This is a genomic window from Pedobacter sp. NO84 (assembly GCF_059703915.1).
Genome location: NZ_AP046575.1, coordinates 2,981,730 through 3,002,495 on the forward strand (window position 1 = coordinate 2,981,730; position 20,766 = coordinate 3,002,495).

Below are 20,766 nucleotides of genomic sequence, written 5' to 3' on the forward strand. Positions count from 1 at the left end.
GCCAATTATCGTAATAGGGAAACAAGGATTGCACCTAATGACGCGATAGCCGTTCCAATTCCAATCCATGCCTGGGCATTCAAAGGTTCTCTGTTTGCTCTTTGGGGAACCAGTATTTCTGCACCTGGTTTAACCTTTGGATAATTATTAAAGAATAAAAACTTTTTTGCCGCGGCGGCGCTTCCATTTGCGTATCTGATAAAGGCTTTGTTCTTAAGCGCTTTGTCCGTAAATCCGCCCGCTCCATTCACATAATCTTTGAACCCTTTTCCAGGCAAATAAACAATGCTATTTGGATTTAAAACTTCACCAGTTACTTTTACAACCTGCAGCTGGCGTGGAATACGAATGATATCCCCATCTTCCAAAATAAGATCACGATTAGACAATGGCTTTTTTAGAATAGCTGTAAGGTTAATCCCAACTAAATCAGATTGTATCAGTGTTTCTTCTATATCTGTGGAGGTGGTGTCTGTTGCTCCGGATTCTTTCAATCGTTTAAGGATCTGTATTTTCTTCTTCTCCTCGTCGCTAGTATTAATAGCATTCTTGTCATTTGGGTTGATTTTTTCTGCTCCTGGACGTTTTAATGAAGCGCCATCCGTATAGGCAAGAGGCGTTAATCCCCCCGCTCGTGCAATTATTTCAGAAATTCTTTCATTCTTTTTGGTAAGGGTATATGGTCCAGGGAAAACTACTTCTCCTTCAATAAATACTTGCTTTTGTATTTGATACCCTTCAGAATTACGTACGGAAACGACATCAAATGGTTTTAAGTTAACAGGTGCACCGATAATTCTAAGATTTTCGTCAACATTTACAATAATAACCTCAGCAGTGCTTGCCGAAGCAGAATTCACATCACTATTCTTAATCCTTCTTGCAATTTCAATCCTATTGGGTGTTGCCCCTTCTTTAAATCCCCCAGCTAGTTGAATAATTGATTCCAAGCTCATATTATCAGCATAGTTAAAAATACCTGGACTTCTTACTTCACCTTGAATAGTTACCTTATATTCGTCACGCAAATCAAATATGGATGATATGGTAACCTTATCTTCTCGCTGCAAGGGAATATCAGGGATGGTGCCTGCCATTAATTTGGCTACATCAAATGATAATAAATTGGCCGTATTATTGGCATTTAAACGATTGATATATCCTCTATTTAAAAAGGCATCTTCCTTTAACCCAGCAGCTTTATTAATTAAGGTTCTTAGGGTCAAACCCTTATCTAGTTCGTATTGGCCCGGTCTGAAAACTGCACCTATAATTTCTACCCGGTTTTCAAAACGTTCAAGGATTGGCTCAACAAGATACACATCCCCGTTTTTTGGAGTATAACTATTAAATAGTGACGAGGGTATGTCAACGATTCGACGCTCTCTATCTGTATTCTGGAAACTTTTAATTTGAGCTGTATAAGCCTTAGTGGTAAATCCCCCAGCAAAGCCGATAGCATTTTGAAGCGTTTCGTTTCGCTTTACCTCAAATAATGCTGGTTCTATTACTTCGCCCTGCATTTCGATTCGTTTTTCGAATACCGGGATGTAGATCACATCTTGATCTTGTAATCGGATGTCATTCTTTTGGATACCTTTTGAAATGAAATCATAAACATCAATTGTCGAAATCACTTTGCCATTTCTGATTACTTGGATATTACGAAAGGATCCATTTTCAGAGGGGCCACCAGATGCATGTAATGCATTATAAACAGTAGACAATGATGATATAGTGTAGGTTCCTGATTTAACCACCTGGCCTGTAATGGTTACCTTAATGCTTCTGATATTACCGAGGTTGATCGCTACATTTGTACGTCCGGTACGCAGAGCGGGATAGGTTGCTGCCATCAATGAACGGATTTTAGAAGTGGCCTGTTCAACACTTAATCCGCCGACAGAAATTCTGCCCACATATTCAACATTAATTGTTCCTTCCGGACTTACCTGGAGGTTATAACTTTTTTCATTGTCGCCAGTTATATCGATAACCAGCTTATCATCTGGACCAATTATATATCCTGTTGGTGTTGCAATACGTAAGTTGGGCTCGAATGTGATATTGCTATTGCGAAATAGTTCGGAACCGAAAATCTTAGGCCCCTCCACCTTTTCTTTAGTATCTGTGGTTGATGTAGTGGAATTGGATTCCTCCTTATATTCACGCGCGTTATTAGCAGGAGTTGTTTGGGAAGTGGTAGTTGAACCTTCTTTTCTGATCTTTTCTACACGCAATCTAAATTTTTGTACCTCTTCAGGTTTCATTCCCCGAGCAAGTGCCATTTGTTCTAACTGGGCATCACTAGTAAATCCTATTGATTCTGCCTGTTTAATGATTTCTAAAATTCTTGAATCGGAAAGTTCATCAACTTTAATGTTAGCGTAATTCTGCTGTGCTAAGACTACGCTGTTGAAGCTAATGAGTATTAATATAATTGCAAATAATCGACCTATTGTTTTTTTCATATATCTCTAGCCTTGGGCTATTCAAAGTAGTTTAGTGTTTTAAAACCACCAATTTTCAAATATTCATCTTTTTTCATCAAATGTAAATCTGATTGCATCATATCTTTAACTAATGCTTGCAAATCATATTTAGGTTGCCATCCCAATTGGGTTTTTGACTTTGTTGGATCTCCTAAGAGCAGATCTACTTCTGTGGGCCTAAAATATTTAGCGTCAACCTTAACCACGGTCATGCCTAATTTAAGATGTTGGGCGCTAAGGCCTAAATTGCTGACCTTGATTTCATCAATATCAATGATTACTCCCTTCTCATTTTCATCTTTTCCTGAAAATTCAATTTCTATGCCCAGTTCCGCAAAGCTCATGCGCACAAAATCTCGCACGGTGGTAGTAATACCTGTGGCAATTACAAAGTCTTCTGGTTTTTCCTGTTGCAATATGAGCCACATGGCTTCAATATAATCTTTAGCGTGTCCCCAATCCCTCTGCGCAGAGAGATTGCCAAGGTATAAGCAATTTTGAAGTCCAAGTGCAATTTTAGAGGCTGCACGTGTAATTTTACGGGTTACAAAAGTTTCTCCCCTTAATGGGCTTTCATGATTAAATAAGATACCATTGCAAGCAAACATGCCATAGGCTTCCCTATAATTTACCGTAATCCAATAGCCATAAATTTTAGCTACTGCATACGGAGAACGGGGATAGAATGGCGTAGACTCACTTTGTGGCACCGCTTGAACTAGCCCATACAATTCTGAAGTGGAAGCTTGATAAATTTTGGTTTTTTTAGCCAAGCCTAATACCCTCACGGCCTCCAATAACCGTAATGTTCCAATTCCATCTGCGTTAGCAGTATATTCTGGCATTTCAAAGCTTACCTGCACATGGCTCATTGCCGCTAGGTTGTAAATTTCATCAGGTTGTGTTTCCTGAATAATGCGGATCAAATTAGTAGAATCCGTTAAATCGCCATAGTGAAGCTTAAAATGTACATTACTTTCGTGTTGATCTTGATACAAATGATCAATCCGATCTGTGTTAAACAGGGATGATCTTCTTTTGATGCCGTGAACAAAATAACCTTTCTTAAGCAAAAACTCTGCTAAATAAGCGCCGTCTTGACCTGTAACACCTGTAATAAGGGCAACTTTCATAGATTTTTAATGACGTTTTAAGCTTGCAAACATAAGAAATATTTTTTGCCTATTGTTATATTAAACATACCGAAGGATTAAATCCTAAAAAGCAACCGGCTTAAAATCATGCATTCTGAGTATTGATTTTCACAAATTGAGCATGATGACATTTAGCAAAGTGGCTCCAATCCGGGTAAGAATACCAGAGAATAAGCAGAATCTGTTATCGGATTATTTTTAATAGGTAATCACCATATCCACTTTTTACTAAGGGAAGGGCGATCTGCTTTAATTGTTCATCCGAAATAAATCCCATGCGGTAGGCTATTTCTTCAATACACCCAATTTTAAGCCCCTGGCGTTCTTCAATAATCTGAACAAATTGGCCGGCCTGCATTAGTGAGGTAAAAGTCCCAGTATCTAGCCAGGCAGTTCCTCTGCTTAAAACACCTACTTTAAGTTTACCCTGTTTTAGATATTCCTTATTTATGTCTGTAATTTCAAATTCGCCACGAGGTGATGGCTTAATCCGTTTTGCAATTTCCACTACAGAATTATCGTAAAAATATAAACCGGGAACAGCGAAATCTGATTTTGGAACGCTTGGTTTTTCTTCAATTGAAATCACATTTTTATCTTCATCAAACTCTACTACGCCATACCTTTCGGGGTCTGAAACTTGATAGGCAAATACAATACCCCCATCTGGGTCTGAACTACCTTGAAGCAATCTCGCAATACCATCGCCATGAAAAATATTATCTCCTAAAACCAACGCCACTTTATCATTGCCGATAAAATCACTACCAATCACAAATGCTTGAGCAAGGCCATTAGGCTCTGCCTGTACTGCATAAGAAAATTTACAGCCCAAACTTGATCCATCGCCGAGCAGTTTTTCGAAGTTAGGCAAATCATGGGGCGTAGAAATAATTAAAACTTCTTTAATCCCAGCTAGCATTAAAGTAGATAAGGGATAATAGATCATCGGTTTATCATAAACTGGCATCATTTGCTTACTACATGCCAAGGTTAATGGATGTAAACGTGTTCCGCTACCGCCTGCTAATATTATTCCTTTCATAATGATGAGTTGGTTAATTGGTGAGTTATTATGTAATTTGATTGGTTTGGTTTAGAGATGTTAAGCTATTAACGAGCTCCCTCATTAAATTATGGTTTTATTCTAGAGATGCATTCTTGCAAACTATTTCTCCAATAGGGAATCGTTAAATTAAAAGTACGTTTTATCTTGCTTTTATCCATTACTGAGAATGCGGGTCGTTTCGCTTTTGTGGGATAATCGCTTCCTGGTATAGGGTTTACTTTTACTGAAGTTTGGCTTATTTCAAATATTGCCTGAGCAAAATCGAACCATGATGTGACCCCTTCATTGCTATAGTGATAAAGTCCATAGCTTTCTTTTTTTGATTCAATGATATCAAAAATGGCATGTGCCAAGTCTATAGCATAGGTGGGTGTACCTACTTGATCGGCTATTACATTTAATTGATCTCGGTCAGCACCTAGCTTCAACATGGTTATCACAAAGTTATTTGCAAATTCTGAATACAGCCAACTAGTGCGTATAATAAAATATCTTGTTAAGCAGTTCGCAATTCCTAACTCTCCGGCCAGTTTGGTTTGTCCATATACGTTTATTGGGCCGGGTAGATCCTCTTCGGTTAATAATTTTACTTCATTGCCCTCAAACACAAAGTCTGTAGAAATATGGATCAGTATTGCACCATTGGCAGTGCAAGCCGTTGCAAGATTGATTGCACCGGTTTCATTGATCGCTTTAGCTAACGTTATTTCATCTTCGGCCTTATCAACGGCTGTATACGCCGCACAATTGATTACATAATCAGGTTGTTCGGCCTTTAATAGGGCATCCAGCAGTGTGGCGTCTAGGATATTGGCTTCCTCCTCTGAAGGGAAAACCAGTGAACTTATTTTTTTGAAACTTCCTACAGCTTTTAGGCATTGACCTAATTGACCAGCAGCACCAACAACTAATATCTTGCTCATTTACAATAATGATGAAAAAAGATTTAAACTCATATCCTTTGGGGCTAACTGTTGCTTTTCTTTAGGGATTAACCAATCTATATTTAGTTCAGCATCATTATAAATAATACCTTGTTCTGCTTCTTTATGGTAATAATTATCGCATTTATAAAAAAAATCTGCGGTTTCACTCAATACAGCGAAGCCATGTAAAAAACCACGTGGAATGTACATCTGCAATTTATTTTCGGCGCTAAGTTCTACTGCCACATGTTGTCCGTAAGTTGGCGAGCCTTTTCTGGCATCTACGGCTACGTCTAGTACACTACCACTTAATACCCGAACGAGTTTGGCCTGTGCAAATTCCCCTACTTGTGCGTGCAGGCCCCTGATTACCCCATAGGTCGAAAATGATTGATTATCTTGTACAAAATTTCCAGAAAGCCCAGTTCTATCCTCAAAAGTTAGCCGGTTAAAGCTTTCAAAAAAAAATCCCCTTTCGTCTTTAAATAAACTAGGTTTAATAATTAAACAATCCTTTAGTTTTGTTTGGTGTATTTCCATTAGGTATTACGTATTAAATTAGTTGGATAATTTTAAGGTAGCTCACATTAAATTGAATGGTGTAACAGTCTATTCTTTTGCATTTGGCAAAACCTATGGCATAAACTATAATTTTTATACGGTACCAATTAGTTAAGGATAACGTATTTTTATTCCTTATTTAGGATACCAACTGATCATCCTTCCATTCAAAAGTTTGCTAAAATACGGGAGAATAATTAAAGATGCAAGGACATGACATTTAGTGGCCTTAGTATACGACTTTACCAATATTAAAGCTAAATTTTGACACTATTTTCTAATTCAGTATACCATTCCAGTCCATATTTTCTAATTAGGGGCTCTTTTAAGAATTGGTAAACAGGTACTTTCAGTTCCCTTCCAAAGGAACAGGCATCATGGCAGATATACCATCTATCGTAATTAAGCACATCGAATTCAGGATATTTGGTTACCCTTATAGGATATAGATGGCACGATATGGGTTTCTTCCAATCTACTAAACCCTGTTCATATGCCTTTTCGATAGCACATTTAGTAATACCGTTTTCGAAAGTAACATAGGCACACTCTTTATTGCCATCAACACAAGGCGTGGTCAAGTCGCCGTCGGCATCAACTACTGATGTGCCTTGCTCTTCAATAGCCTTAATCCCATTTGGAGCAAGCAAATGTTTAATTTTAGGGTAAAGCTCTGCAAGAATTGCGGTTTCGGCAACTTCCAAGGGTGCACCCGCATCACCTTCAACGCAACAGATTCCTTTGCATTTGCTCAAATTGCATACAAAGCTTTCGCTAATCACATCATCATGCACTAAAGTTCCTTGTATTTCTATCATATTTTTGCATGGGGCATGGGGCATGGAGCATTGAATTACTCCATGCTCTTTGTCCTCCGCTAATTTTATTTGCCGATCGGATACTTTAATCCATCTGCTGATTTAATTTCTAGAATAACGGAACCTACCAAAATCTCTACTTCCGCTTTAACTGGAACTCTATTTCCGTCGTCTGTTATCCATAAAAAAAGCTTGCTATCTTTTTTAAAGATGCGCCCGGGTTTAATGGAAGGGCTAAATTTCAGACATCTTATCTTCCCCAGTTTGCTGTTTATTGTTTCTTTACCTACATATTCTATTTCTAAGGCCGAAATTTCATCCCCCAAGAAATAGTTAAGCTTAAATTTATCACCTATTTTCAATTTAGAGATATCCAAGCTTCTTGCAAAATAATAGGCCGAAACAAGATCGAAGGTTTGTGTTGTAGGCGTAGTAAAAGTTCCCTTATTGGCTACCACTTTTTTGGCATCCTGATGAAACCTTGCTTTGTCCTGGCGGCGATAACTGGCTTCGCGGATATTTTCCTGATAAAAATAAGGGGTTAGATCGGTTCTATCTATATAAGAATCATAATGGTCCCTCACTTTATAAAAGATATCGAAGGTACCTGATGTTTGAGCATCCACTACTAGTCTATAAGTGGGTTTGTTATCAAATTTCAGATCAGATCCCAACACTTTGATAGTTGCTTCAGCGGCAGTGAAAATCCCGTATTTTAATTTGTAAGAAAGAACCTCTCCTTCTTGGAATATGGGATCCCTCTTTAACGGAAGTTCTTGCGCAAAACCCCTAAGGCCCATTGCAAGAATAGTGAATAACAGTGTTAATTTTTTCATTTGTGTGTGTTTTGGATTAGAGCAAACAAAAAGTAATCCAAAATTGTTTAGTCCTTTCTTTTGTAGATTGGAACGGTAGAACAGGGCTCACCATACATGATACTCTTAACCATAGGCGTTAAGAGTGCGGTAATTTCAACATAGGCAGAAATAGGCACTTCTAGGTCCGCGCAGCCTTTAATAACCACCCTTTCACCAGCATATTGGTTAATGTTGATCTTAGCTAATGCTTTTGTATATAACACGGTTTCTAGCATATTTAAGTCGCCAAAAACAACCTCATTAGCAAAAGGCTTCATTCTGTTTGCTAGCAGCATATAGGCCCAGGTAGGCACAATGGCATCAGCGCTGCAGGTAATCGCAATATTTTTACCCACGTACTGGGCCCAATCATGCTCTTTGATGAATGCCCTAAAATCTTGTTCTTTTAAAATGAGTCCATGAAATAAATTGTCTTTTATATCATACACTAAGCGTTCTCCTTTGTGGAAATACTCTTCTAGATTTAAAGTAATTAAACCACTCGAAGCTACTTTATTAACGATATTCTCTTGAATGTCCATGGTTTATTAAATAAAAAACCGATCAAATATAAAATCTGATCGGTTACAAAATTACATAAAAGATACTAGGATTAATAGTATGCCAGGATTACATGATACTAGGATTACACGACTAGGATTATAGGATACCAGGATTAATAGGAAACCAGATTATACGATGTTATGTAGTACTAATCCTAAAATCCTATAATCTTATTAATCATAGTATAATCTAGTAAAATTTCACTCTGTTATCTTTAATTTCAATTTTTTCTTGTAGGGTTTGGAATGCTGAACCAAACAAACGTTGGCCTATCCCAGTTAACATGGTTTCTTTTTGTTTAAAAGTATTTGCCATTGGCGCTGGGTTTGTAAATCCATCAACGGTAAAAACATACACTCCTTTATCACCTTCAACTGGTTTCGATAATTTCCCAACCTGCGAGCCAAACACTGCCCCTACTACTTTATTCTCTTGGGCTAAACCTGGGATCATCGGGTTTGAAAAGACAATGTTTTGAACTGGAGCTGGAGCTTTTCCCAATTTTTGTGCAACCTGTGCTAAGTTTGAACTGCCCTGTAACGCTTTATCAAATTTAGCCAACAATAGTTTTGCTTTTGCAGCATTCATTACTGCTGGTTGGATCTGCTTTTTAACATCTTCTAGTGAAAGTTGTCCTTTTGGTTTGATATCGGTTAAATGTGCAACTACAAAAGTATTATTTTCCATTTTATAGATTTGGCCAAGCACATCTCCCTTATCTGCTTCGTATGCATCTCTAATTAGTAAGCGTGGATTATCTAAACCGGGGGCAAAACCTTGTGTTGGCGTCACTTTATCAGCTACTGCTACTGTATATCCCTTTTTCTGCGCCACATCATTGAAATTACCTGATTTAGCCTCATTTAAAAACTCTGATGCTTTTTTATAGGCCGCATCGGTAGTTTTTTCACTTGCCGCTAGTGATTTCTCGATATAAGCTAGTTTAGCAACTTTAGAAGAACCGATTTGCTTATCGATCTTGACTATAAATATGCCATATTGAGTTTTAACAACTTTAACATCACCGGTTTTCCCACCAAATGTGGCATCTATAAACTCTTGGGGAAATTGCGCATAGCGATCAAAAGTACCTACATCACCTCCTTTTGCACTTGAAGCAGGATCAGCGCTATATTTTTTAGCTAATTCTGCAAAGTTTGCTCCGCCTTGGGTTAACGACTTAATCGAATCCGCTAATTTAACGGCATTTTCCTCGCCACCCAGTTTAGAGGGGTCGATTACAATTTGGCTAGCTTTTACCGAATCAGGTGAGAAACGGGTAGCAACAACCTTAATTAATTTAAAAGAGTTTCCCGATAGTACTGGTCCGTAGTAACTTCCAGCTGGATAGTTAAAGATTACCGAATCAACGGCAGCATCTAATTTTCCTTTACCTACGAAGATAAAAGGAATTTTAACGTCCGAATTGTTTGCGGCAAATAACGAATCATTGGGTGCAACCTTAAAATCGGCAGCAAGTTTATCAATTTGGTTTTTTACCACTGCTGTATCCGCAGCTGTTGGCTTCACATTAAATGAAACGTACTCGAAACCTCGGGTCTCGGTTGGATTATTAAAACGTGCTTTATTAGCATCATAATATTCTTGATAGTCGGCATCGGTTAACTTCACGTCTTTATCCAAGATACTGCTATAATCTAGGTTAACATATCTGAAATTAACCAGTTTATTTCTATTGTTATATTCGTCACTAGCCTCTAAAGACGTTACATACACAGAGTTGCGGATAAGCCTATCATATTTTTGTTGCAAAGCTTGTTGTTCGATCTGATTCTCTAGATTAATCCAGCTTTGTTTCAACTTAGGATCTGTTTGCCTAGCTTTTAACGACCCAACCAATGCGGCGCGATCTAACTGACCGGTTTGTTGGTTAGTAAAATTTTGCATGATCAATTGACTTGGATTAGTTCCATTAACAAGATCATACAATTCATTGCCAGAAACGATTAAACCTACTCGTCCAAATTCTTTGGTTAAAACAACCTGCGCAATTTCTGATTGCCAAGCTTGGTCAACAGCCATTGCCTGCATCTGCGGATTGATTGTACCGTATTGCTGCTTGTATTGATTTACGCTTTGTTCTACTTTAGGATTAAATTCAGTATACTTAACTTCCTCTCCATCAATAGAGCCAACTGTGTCTCTTGAAGCACCCCAAAATGCCGAACCTTGCGTAAGCAGCGGTTCTAAAACAAATAATGCTAATACCAATGCGATACCTCCTACTAGAAAATACCCCATCTTGGTACGCATGAATGTCATTAATCCCATATTATTCTTATTTTTTATTTTTTTTTAAGAGGGCGCAAGATACAAATTTGCAAGTAATTAGAAAACATTAAATTAATTTTCCAGACTTAGGAAGTCTTAAGACTTCCTAAGTCTAAATCACGGTACCAATTTATCCTTTAAATAGGTCTTTCCACCGGCATCAAGAATTTTATAAGTACTAAAATCTTGGGGTGCAGTAAATTCGGTACCAGTTAAAACACTTCCATCTTTTGAGGTAACTGTGCCATAGGGCGAAGAATACAACCGTTTATTTTCGTCCCAGGTTAGTTCTTCTGTTGTAAAAGTGATGGTTTCTGTAATTACAACTACGTTTCTTTTGAAAATGGTTATTTTTTCTACCTCCTTATTAATGGCGTAATTGGAAGTTATGGTTCCCTTGCTCTGTAAAAGATCGTTGAAAAACGTGATTTTCACACCTTTGGGCATTTCATTGTAAGATCCTCCCTGAGAGGGAACCACCTTATCTAGGATAGGCGCAAAGGCTTTTGCTTTTACCTTTGCCGAATCACTGTAAGTAAACTCAACATCATACGATCGATCCTTGCTTAAAGTTATCTGTTTGGAAGAAATGGATGGTGCATTTTGCAGGTCATCGTCATTGCATGCAGAAGAGAACAACAGTACCGTTGCGAGAAAAAGGAAGCCAGATCTACTACCCGACCGCATTATTAATCAAATTTAAATCGGCTAAACCACTTGTCGTTAAGTGTAAAACCTAAATGGAAATTGACAAATTTTTCTAACAATAACCCATTATCGATAGTCCCTCTTCTACCTAATTCTGCAGTAAAGTTAACTTTATAGAATGATGACCTTGAGTATGAAGATAGCGGCAAACCTAAGCCCAATGAAACGGCCATTTGTTTGATATCCTGCTTGTTCATTTGAATATACGTTTTATCGTAGTTAAAGCCTACTCGATAATCTACTCTTTTAAAGTAGTTATTGATTGAGGTGATATCTGGAGTAATTTGTCCACCTACAGAAACTCCATAAGTGTCTTGTAATCCTTGGTTAACATGGTCAATAGTAAAATCAGACCATTTTCCCATCCGGTAATCAACACCAATTAACCATTTATTTTCTTTTTGAATGCTAAACCCAAAACTATGGATTAACGGTAATTTAAGATTTGTGGGATTATTTTCTACCAACGAAACAGTATCTAATGCAGTCCCTTCACTACCATCGGCTTCATTTAAGTATTGGGTTACTACCTGGCTCTTTTTAGAATTTATTTTAGATGCCGAAGAACCCGAATAGCCTAGAACCAGTGTAGTTTTATTGTCCAATCTAAAATCATATTGGGCACCATAAGAAAATGCAAATCCACCTACGCTATTCTTAGCCTGCATACGAGAATTGATCGCCCCTGGCTCGGCTACAAATTCTGTAGATCGGGATTCGGATAGATTACCAAATAAGTATTCGGCATTAGCACCAATCCTGAAATGATCACCAAACTGTCTGCCCAAGCCTAAATAGGCCTTGGTTAAACCACCTTCGCCTGTATATTTATAATCGGCCGTTTTAGAACCAATATTTACTGTATTTTTAAAACTATAACCAAGTTCAGAATAGGGCAACACTCCAAAACTTAGGCCCATCTTGTTGGTAATTAGAGGAAAGGCCAAAGCTACATGGCTTAACGTAGAGTTAAAGCTCTTTTCTGTTTCCGTGCTATTTTTTAACTGGGTAAGCCCCGCGGTTAAACCTATATCCAACGTTGTAAGCGTAATCCCTGAATAAGATGCAGGATTTTGAATATTGATATTATTAAAATAATTTGTTCTAAATACACCTGTAGCTATTCCACCCATAGCCCTAAACTGAGGAAGGTTGGACCCTGTTATATTCCCAATTCCAAATTTAGAATAGGGTGATTGGGTGGTAACTTGTGCATTTGCGATTACGCTGATAAGCACTAGGCAAACGGCAAGAGTGTATTTTAATCTATTGTACATAGTGTAATGTAATAACTTCATTTAATCCTTTAAGAACCAAATAGGGTTCGTGTATAATTTGGGATGCAAAGATGCTGTTTTTTAATTGGTTGTTCAAAAAATCTGCATCGCCCCCGGTAATGACCACATTAAGGTCTTTATTTTTTTTACTCTCTGAGGCTATAAAACCCTCCACTTCGTTTACCATTCCCTGCAATACACCGTTTTTAATGGCATTTTCAGTAGTTGTACCTTCTGGGATTTGGTCGTCAGCCTTCCAATTTACCAGGGGCAGTCTTCCAGTAAAATGGTTTAAAGCTTCAAATCGCATTTTTATTCCTAAGCTTATACTTCCTCCAAAGTATTCGTTGTTTGCGGTAAGCACATCATAAGTTATACAGGTGCCTGCGTCTATCAACAAACTATTTTGGCCTGTGAATAAGCTATGTGCGCCAATAACTTTTGCCCATCTATCTAGGCCAAGTGTGCTCAAGGTTTCGTAATAATTGTTAATCTTGCCCTTAACCGCAGTAGTAAACGGGATATAGTTAACAGACTTTTTTAAAAAATCGCCTAACTTATCTATCGCTATTCCAACACTTGATACAGTAGCATTTTGAATTTGAAATCTTTCAATTAAAAGCCCTATTTCTACCAGATCTATTTGTTTTACACGCTGATAATGAACCAAATCTCGCTTATTAAATACGCCAAGCTTACTATTTGTGTTCCCTATATCTATGACCAGATTATGCATTTACTATAATCAAAAGGTACTACCCCAAACTTCACGGCACAAAGCTATTAATCTTTACCAAGTTTCAAGGTGTGAAATTGTTAAAAAAGGTTAAACAAACAAAAAATACTGGATGCTAAGAACCAAAACAGCGAATAACGATTCGTAAACCCACCTTTTCTTTGCATTGGAAAAATAATAGGCTAAAAGCACTGCTCCTGGGGGAACGCACAATAAAAAATGAAACAGCCTAAAACCAGGCTTGGTATAAAAGCTAAGGACGGCAATAATAAACATGAAAAACAGCATTTGAAATGCCTTTCTGGTCTGTATAAAACTCCTAAAAAAGTTTTCCCTAAGCTGTAGGCCGGCCAGGATTATGATCAAGGCTACCGGGATAAGCACCAAATAATCGTTAAAGTTAATTTGAAGCCTTGAAGGAAACTTATTTACCAAAGGAAGCCATATCTGGTAGAATTGGGTTATGTTGTTGTTCCAGTAATAAAACACGGCAATAAAAAAGAAAATGGTGAGGAATCCTATAAAACCCGAGATCCATTCCCTCCAGTTAAATGATCGGTAAAGCAATAAACTTAACCATAGCATCACCAATAACACGATAAAGGGAAAGTAGATCAAGGTGCCAAGGGCGATGATCATGCCTATATCGAACATCGTCATCATTGCGTTTGGGCTTTTTCCAATCTTTAGAAACTTATCCATGATCCAGATCAACAGAAAGTTACAGATCAAAGGCGGACTTAGAATCAAAAACTGCAGAAATAATCCAGAACCTGTAATATAGAGTAATGCGGGCAAATAACTTGGTTTTGCTAATAACCCATGATTGTTAATGATCCTATTAAATAAAATGGCCTGACTAAACACAATGATCATTGCAAAAAACAGGTTCGCCTCTGTTGATATAGAATCAGAAAGGGGTATCCGGATAAACAGTTTGGTATACGATTCGAAGAATTCGAAATCTAGTTTTGGGGTCTCATTTATAAAAATAGCAAGCCGCATAAATACGGTATATGCCGCCAATATTAAAAGGTTAACCGGATTTAGGTTTCGAAATTGATTGATCATGTCTTGCTGATGCAAAGTAAAGAATTAATTAGAGACTTACGAAGCTTAAGATCTCGTAAGTCTACTGCCGAGCATACATAGTCACCATATTGGCGATGATCGCCTCCGTTTCATCAGGAAAATGAAATTGATGTTCTTGGGGATTATTTATAAATGATTTTAAGATGGGCAACCAATTTTTATTGCTCCCCCAAATTACGGGCAAACCTAGTTTCTTTAATGCATAGGCATTACATTGTTGCTCGTATTGGAACCTCATAGGTGCAACCAATAGTTTCTTGCCCAAGAACAAAGCTTCAGCAGGGCCTTCAAAACCTCCACCAGTAAACAGCCCTTCGCTACTTGCCAAACTCTTATTGAAGGCCTCATTATTAACTGGGGCAACTACTACATTTCCTGCACTATAACTTTTTGTTGTATGCTTAGAAAAAACCTCCCATTTAACGGTTGGCAACTGTTGCAAGACTTTTACCAGGTGTTTATCATCAATTGCCGGAAGATATACAGTATAGTGGCCTAAATTTGTTGGTGTTAAGTTTCTGATTTCTGCTCTGATTACGGGAGTATGAATAAAATCATCGTATTTTTCGAAATGGAAGCCAATATGGTGCGTTGTAGGGGCATAATGGCTCAAAATCAGCTTTCCCCAATCGATGGTTTTAGGGCGTGGAACTTTGTTGGATTTGAAAGAAGCTTGATGGCTTAAAGAAACGCTTTCTAATTTCAAGCTGCGACAGGCCCATGCGGTAACAGGCTCAAAATCATTGATGATAAGGTCATAATCTCTTAATGGAACACTTGACATATCGGACCTAAAGCGAAATAAATTCATGTCCCGCCAGGTTTTAAAATGATCTACCCCTCCCTTTTTGCCAAAAACGAAACTGAAGCCGTGGAGCTTATACTTTACGTCTTGCACCAAATTAACATCAGCCTGGGTACCAGATATCAAAATATCTAAATCACCATGTTGCTGCAATAGTGGTACGATTTCTCTTGCCCTACTGATATGCCCATTCCCTGTACCTTGTATTGCGTAAAGTATTTTCATTAAGATATAATTGCTTTTGAAATGAAGCTATCACGAGCACGACTTTAAAGAAATTGTACTCACCACAGTCCATTCGGCCCTAATATCTGTATTTTTTTACACATTAGTCTATTGCTAATTTAATTTGCGCCAAAAGTACATTCACATCTAACTTACTATGCAAGTCTTCGCTATCCGAAAGTTGTCCTGTTTCTACATCCTCACTTTCAAAATCCTTAGCACTGTATTTAAAGATTTTCCACTGCTGCTGATCGTATTCTAAAGCGGTTAGGCTTTCTACCCAATCACCGCTGTTTAGATAAATAACCTTACCATCCGCATTGGTCATGATTTTAATTTCAGCTTGATGGATGTGACCACAAACCACATAATCATATTGCTTAGAAATAGCCAAATCGCTAGCAGTTTGTTCAAAGCGATTAATAAATTTCACGGCATCCTTAAATTTCGCCTTTATTTTTTTAGAGAAGCTCATCTTTTCTCTTCCACAAAGTGATAAGCACCAATTTACCAGGCTATTTATAATGATGAGGGTATCATATCCTATGGCCCCCAATTTAGCCAACCATTTAGAGTGCTGCATGGTAACATCAAAGATATCGCCATGGAAAAACCATGCTTTTTTTCCATCGAGATTTAAGATCAATTTATTCTGAAGCCTAAAGGTACCTAAATGGAGATCACAAAATTTTCTTAATAATTCATCATGGTTTCCTGTCAAGTAAAAAACCTCGGATCCTTCTGCAATAAATTTCATCAGTTTCCGCAAAATTTTCATATGGCTTTCTGGCCAATAGCGCTTGCTAAATTGCCAGATATCGATAATATCACCGTTTAGAATGATGATTTTGGGTTTGATGCTTTTAAGGTATTTTAAAAGTTCAACCGCATGGCAACCGTATGTTCCTAAGTGGACATCGGATATCACCACCAACTCAACTTCCCGTTTCATGCGCTCACAGGAATGAATCAATCCTTTTCTTCCTCAATGGTGAGCTCAAAAGGACTAAAGAAAAAGACAACTAACGCTAAACCTCCAATTAAAACTATTGCTTCCATGATGATTAATTTATACTACAAATTAACAACCAGTAGATTAACAAGAGATTAAGGGAGTGTTATGTCTAATAAACTCAATCTTTCTCTTCTTCGATAGTAAGTTCAAAAGGACTAAAGAAAAATGCAATCAATGAGATTAGTCCAATAAGTATAATAGTTTCCATAATTCGTTTATTATTTAATGTAAAAACATCACAAGATTAATAAGAAATTAAGGACAGAGGAACGGTTTAACGGCAGGTTAAAAATACTAATCGGTAGGACATGGATATATGACGGTGGATAATCATCGGATGGGTACTATCCGTCCGACGATTGCTATTATAAGGCCGCAGATTCGCAGATTTATGAGTCAATTTGCGCATCTGCGGCTAAATTATTCATTCGATGATTGGCAATCATCGGATGAATAGCTAGACTTTCTTCTTCTTAACTTCAGTATATCCAGCGAAGCCTAGAAAGCCAAGTAATAGAATAGATCCTGCGAGGGATATTTTTTCGCCAACATAGTAAGATTTTGGCTCAAATTTAAATTCAACCTTATGGTTTCCCATTTCTAACTGGGCGGCTCGCAATACATAATTTGCTCTGAAATATGGTTTTAGCTTCCCATCTACATACATGTTCCAACCTTTATCGTAGTAGATCTCAGAAAATACTGCAATAATGTCTCTAGGTGCACTATATGAATATTCAATGTGATCCGGATTATAGCTATCCATTTTTATAAATGCCGTTGGATCTACTCCTAACCGCGTGGTATCGATCTGCGACTTAAACTGTTCATCCACAATTGCTTCTTTACTCGGATCGAAGCTGTTGATCGCTGCCATTTCTGCATCAGCATTGCTTACAAAATGCACACCTTGTACAATCCATGCATTGCCCAGGGCTGTTGAATTTCGCACCATTTTATACGACTGGGTTTTTGGATCCTGCGTAATAAAATACTTCGCATTTAACATATCCAGTACATCCTGGTTAACACTTTTCGAAAACTGGTTCTGGATAAGCTCGTCGTATCTTTTCAGCTTTGCTGCATGATAACCGCCAATTGTTTTGTGGAACGAAGAGGTACTAGCTTCGCTAAAAGTATTAATAGATTGATCGTAAACCCTAAAATTGGGGTCTTTATCGGCAAGTATGAAAGTATCTACATCACGTTGCGGAAATGAATTGGCAACCTCACTTTTTGGTCTAAAGTTTTGGTTATTTAAGTACCTGCGATCTACCTGCCACATATCAATCAGCACAGCTAAGGTTAAAAGTCCAAAAGCCAACTGCATATTCAACTTCTTGGTAATGTAGGCCCAAACTATACCAAAGCCAACTAAAATAAATAGAAAACTTCTGATGGCATCTGATTTAGCGATAGAAATTCGATCCTGGATCAGCGCATTACCTACCTTTTGAGATAGCTCGTTGTTTTGGAAAATCTGATTTAAGTCGTTAACAAAATCCGAATGGTGATCTGTTCTAAAATTGAAGAATACTGTTGGCATAATCGCTACCAACAATGAAAATCCGCCAGTAATGGCTGCAGACCAGGTTAATTTTTTCACTAATATTTTTTGATCGATATTTCCGTCTTGCACCTCTTTTATTGCCAAAAATGCCAAAATGGGAACCATTAGCCCAACAACAGCCAAAATAGATTCAACGGCTCTAAATTTATTATACAGTGGGAAATAGTCGAAAAACAAATCTGATATTAATGGGAAATTCTTTCCAAATGACAAGAGCATGAAAAGAACGGTTGTACCTAAAATCCACCACTTAAATCTGTTACGGACGATAAATAAACCAAATACAAATAGAAAGCAAATAATGGCACCAAAATAATATCCTCCTGCAGTGTATGATTTCTCTCCCCAATAGGTAGGCATTTGTTGGGTAAGGCCGATAGCCTGTTCTGGTGTGGCACCCATGCCTGTCAGCGTTTTGTATACATCAGATTTATCGTCTAATTTCTTCAAATGGCTTCCACCGTACAGATCAGGCATCAAAAAGGTAAAGCTTTCGCCTACACCCTGACTCCAGCCGTAGGCATATTCTTTAGACATACCGGTTTCACTTCCAGCCTGAGTGGTTAGATTTGATTTTCCGCGGTTTGTTTCTTTGGCATATTCTGATGTAGTCCACAGTAAGCTCGCATTTACCATAACCGCAATTACTAGTGCCGCCGCTAAAAATCCAAGTGCTTTTCCTAACAGAGGAAGTTTCTTATCTTTATAAGCGTGGTAAATTTCAATCCCCATATAAATAAGGATACATAGGAAGAGGTAATAAGTCATTTGAATATGGTTTGACCTTATTTCCAAAGACAAAAACAGCGCAGTTAAGCTTGCTCCCAGCCAATATCTACCTCTTAATGTTAAAATCAGGCCTGCAATAATTGGAGCAAAGAAGCCAATAGCCAGTGCTTTATTGCTATGACCTGTGGCAATTAAGACGAAATTATAGGTGGTGAAAGCAAAGGCGATGGCACCCGCAGCAGCAAGCCAGGGGTTTATTTTTAAAGTAATGAACAAAAAGTAAGCACCAATTAACAAAAGTAAAACGGTACCAATTGGTGTGGGAAAGGTTTTTGTAATGAGTGCAATGCCATAGGTAGCCCCATTATAGGCATACTGTACCCAAATTTGATAAGCGGGCATTCCGCCGAACATTTGATTGGTCCACAACGGGCCCTTGCCATCTTTGGCCTTGTACTCCATTATTTCCTTTTGCATGGCTTTAGCCTGCACCACATCACTCTGTGCAAGCACATTGCCATCAAGTAAGGGCTTAAAGAAGTAAGCGAAAGAAATAACTAAAAATAGTGCAATGATGGCTACATGAGTGCCATTATTTTTAAACCAATTGTTCATTAAGGCTATATTAAAATTAAACTAGCCTCAAAAATAGAAAATTGAAAGAGATTAGGAAGTATTATTTTTGCAAAAGAGCTTAGCGCATGGCGTTTGGCGAGACTGCCAACTACAACTGTGCACTGCCATCCCGATAGCTATCGGGAGTAAACTACTTCACTTCCTCGTAATCTACAAAATCGCCTAACTTATCGGCATTGCCCTTTTTCTCTTGTTTAGGCATGTAATCTATAGATATCGCACCTTCTGGTTTAGAAGAACGTGGTTGTTGTTGATTTCCTGTAGCTTGATTTTGCATATTACCGAACACACTTTTAAGCATTACAGGGAATATTGCTCGTATGATTACTCTGATTACCCAAAGTATGATAATGGCGATAAGAATAAATTCTAAAAGGTATTTCATTTAGTCAATTGTAAACACAAATATAGACGTGCTAATTAATTTTTTGTTACTTCTTAAAAAGATAATTGCATTTTAATTACAATGTGCGCTAGTCAATTGTTTCAGAAATCGACAAGTATTTTCCTGAATAGATACTTAAAATTGGTCTAATTGGAGACGAGTCAACAAGTTTAATAATAAGCCTTTTGCTCGTATTTACCAATAGGAAATCAAAGTGTAAAGGTGTCCCTTTAAAATAAATGGGAAGTGTCTTATCGGTTAACTTGATTCCATTTCTAGAAAGAACTTCTGCCACGCTCAACCATTGTACGTTCTTTCTCATCTTTATCACAATTACCCCATTTTTTGCGCCATCTCTATAAATACCCGCCTCACTTTGCCTTAAAACAGTCAACGAATCGATCTGCATTGGATCTACGATGGAAACAGATCCATACGGCACTATTTTTTCGTTCACCACATATAAAGGGATCTTTGCAAGATCAAAGGGGTTACAGCAAAGACAACTGATTTCATTGTCCTGAACTTTTTTTACAGTTTCTGCCCTTTGGGCGAAGCTGTAACTGACGCAAAAAAGAAATGCGATCAGTGGTAATATTCTCTTCATGATTAATTGATGCTAATTAAAGCCAAAATCCATATCAGATTTAAATTTCTTCAACTATTTCTGTAACCCTACCCACCTGTCCGTCCACCAATCGTACTTTTATCCCACGGGAGTGGAAGGAGGATGAAGTAAGCAGATCTTTTACTACACCATAGGTGATGTTTCCCGAGCGCTGATCCTTTTTTAGGATAATCCCAACTTCTAAACCTGGGTAAATGTCTTTTCTGTTCTGACCTTGCATAAGTGGG

At 37.8% G+C, this 20,766-nt stretch carries 19 protein-coding genes; all 19 read right to left on the reverse strand.

The window, feature by feature from the left end:
• Window positions 1–5 precede the first annotated feature (5 nt).
• Window positions 6–2,471 (reverse strand): SLBB domain-containing protein, encoded by a 2,466-nt coding sequence (locus AC6H0V_RS13045; protein ID WP_497560628.1) that lies wholly within the window; start codon window positions 2,469–2,471, stop codon window positions 6–8.
• Window positions 2,472–2,488: 17 nt separating this feature from the next.
• Window positions 2,489–3,625, reverse strand: a complete 1,137-nt coding sequence (gene gmd / locus AC6H0V_RS13050) for a GDP-mannose 4,6-dehydratase (RefSeq protein WP_497560629.1) — start codon at window positions 3,623–3,625, stop codon at window positions 2,489–2,491.
• Between the two features lie 205 nt (window positions 3,626–3,830).
• Complete coding sequence (gene rfbA, locus AC6H0V_RS13055) at window positions 3,831–4,691, reverse strand: glucose-1-phosphate thymidylyltransferase RfbA (protein ID WP_497560630.1); 861 nt, start codon at window positions 4,689–4,691, stop codon at window positions 3,831–3,833.
• Between the two features lie 89 nt (window positions 4,692–4,780).
• A complete protein-coding gene (gene rfbD / locus AC6H0V_RS13060; protein ID WP_497560631.1) occupies window positions 4,781–5,638 on the reverse strand; it encodes a dTDP-4-dehydrorhamnose reductase in 858 nt (285 codons plus the stop codon).
• Window positions 5,639–6,181: a dTDP-4-dehydrorhamnose 3,5-epimerase gene (gene rfbC, locus AC6H0V_RS13065; protein WP_497560632.1), complete on the reverse strand. Its 543-nt coding sequence runs from the start codon at window positions 6,179–6,181 to the stop codon at window positions 5,639–5,641.
• A 278-nt stretch (window positions 6,182–6,459) separates the two neighbouring features.
• On the reverse strand, window positions 6,460–7,020 hold the full coding sequence (locus AC6H0V_RS13070; protein ID WP_497560633.1) for a DUF3109 family protein: 561 nt from the start codon (window positions 7,018–7,020) through the stop codon (window positions 6,460–6,462).
• Window positions 7,021–7,085: 65 nt separating this feature from the next.
• Window positions 7,086–7,856 (reverse strand): DUF3108 domain-containing protein, encoded by a 771-nt coding sequence (locus tag AC6H0V_RS13075; RefSeq protein WP_497560634.1) that lies wholly within the window; start codon window positions 7,854–7,856, stop codon window positions 7,086–7,088.
• Between the two features lie 47 nt (window positions 7,857–7,903).
• A complete protein-coding gene (locus tag AC6H0V_RS13080) occupies window positions 7,904–8,419 on the reverse strand; it encodes a DUF2480 family protein (RefSeq protein WP_497560635.1) in 516 nt (171 codons plus the stop codon).
• A gap of 211 nt (window positions 8,420–8,630) precedes the next feature.
• Entirely contained in the window at window positions 8,631–10,724 is a 2,094-nt protein-coding gene (locus AC6H0V_RS13085; RefSeq protein WP_497560636.1) for a peptidylprolyl isomerase, read from the reverse strand.
• 126 nt (window positions 10,725–10,850) lie between these two features.
• The gene (locus AC6H0V_RS13090) at window positions 10,851–11,420 is read right to left on the reverse strand and encodes a hypothetical protein (protein ID WP_497560637.1); all 570 of its coding nucleotides are present in this window, start codon (window positions 11,418–11,420) and stop codon (window positions 10,851–10,853) included.
• A gap of 2 nt (window positions 11,421–11,422) precedes the next feature.
• Complete coding sequence (gene bamG / locus AC6H0V_RS13095; RefSeq protein WP_497560638.1) at window positions 11,423–12,739, reverse strand: BamG family beta-barrel-assembly machinery protein; 1,317 nt, start codon at window positions 12,737–12,739, stop codon at window positions 11,423–11,425.
• Window positions 12,708–13,454, reverse strand: a complete 747-nt coding sequence (locus AC6H0V_RS13100) for a type III pantothenate kinase (protein WP_497560639.1) — start codon at window positions 13,452–13,454, stop codon at window positions 12,708–12,710. Before AC6H0V_RS13100 ends, bamG begins: the two co-directional genes overlap by 32 nt.
• A gap of 90 nt (window positions 13,455–13,544) precedes the next feature.
• Window positions 13,545–14,525 (reverse strand): DUF6427 family protein, encoded by a 981-nt coding sequence (locus tag AC6H0V_RS13105; protein WP_497560640.1) that lies wholly within the window; start codon window positions 14,523–14,525, stop codon window positions 13,545–13,547.
• 61 nt (window positions 14,526–14,586) lie between these two features.
• On the reverse strand, window positions 14,587–15,576 hold the full coding sequence (locus AC6H0V_RS13110) for a glycosyltransferase family protein (RefSeq protein ID WP_497560641.1): 990 nt from the start codon (window positions 15,574–15,576) through the stop codon (window positions 14,587–14,589).
• A 103-nt stretch (window positions 15,577–15,679) separates the two neighbouring features.
• Window positions 15,680–16,528 (reverse strand): UDP-2,3-diacylglucosamine diphosphatase, encoded by an 849-nt coding sequence (locus tag AC6H0V_RS13115; RefSeq protein ID WP_497560642.1) that lies wholly within the window; start codon window positions 16,526–16,528, stop codon window positions 15,680–15,682.
• Between the two features lie 520 nt (window positions 16,529–17,048).
• Window positions 17,049–19,505, reverse strand: a complete 2,457-nt coding sequence (locus AC6H0V_RS13120; protein ID WP_497560643.1) for a YfhO family protein — start codon at window positions 19,503–19,505, stop codon at window positions 17,049–17,051.
• Between the two features lie 151 nt (window positions 19,506–19,656).
• Entirely contained in the window at window positions 19,657–19,911 is a 255-nt protein-coding gene (locus AC6H0V_RS13125; RefSeq protein WP_497560644.1) for a DUF4834 family protein, read from the reverse strand.
• A gap of 88 nt (window positions 19,912–19,999) precedes the next feature.
• Window positions 20,000–20,518: a hypothetical protein gene (locus AC6H0V_RS13130; RefSeq protein ID WP_497560645.1), complete on the reverse strand. Its 519-nt coding sequence runs from the start codon at window positions 20,516–20,518 to the stop codon at window positions 20,000–20,002.
• Window positions 20,519–20,558: 40 nt separating this feature from the next.
• Entirely contained in the window at window positions 20,559–20,759 is a 201-nt protein-coding gene (locus tag AC6H0V_RS13135) for a YwbE family protein (RefSeq protein ID WP_497560646.1), read from the reverse strand.
• Between the last annotated feature and the right edge of the window lie 7 nt (window positions 20,760–20,766).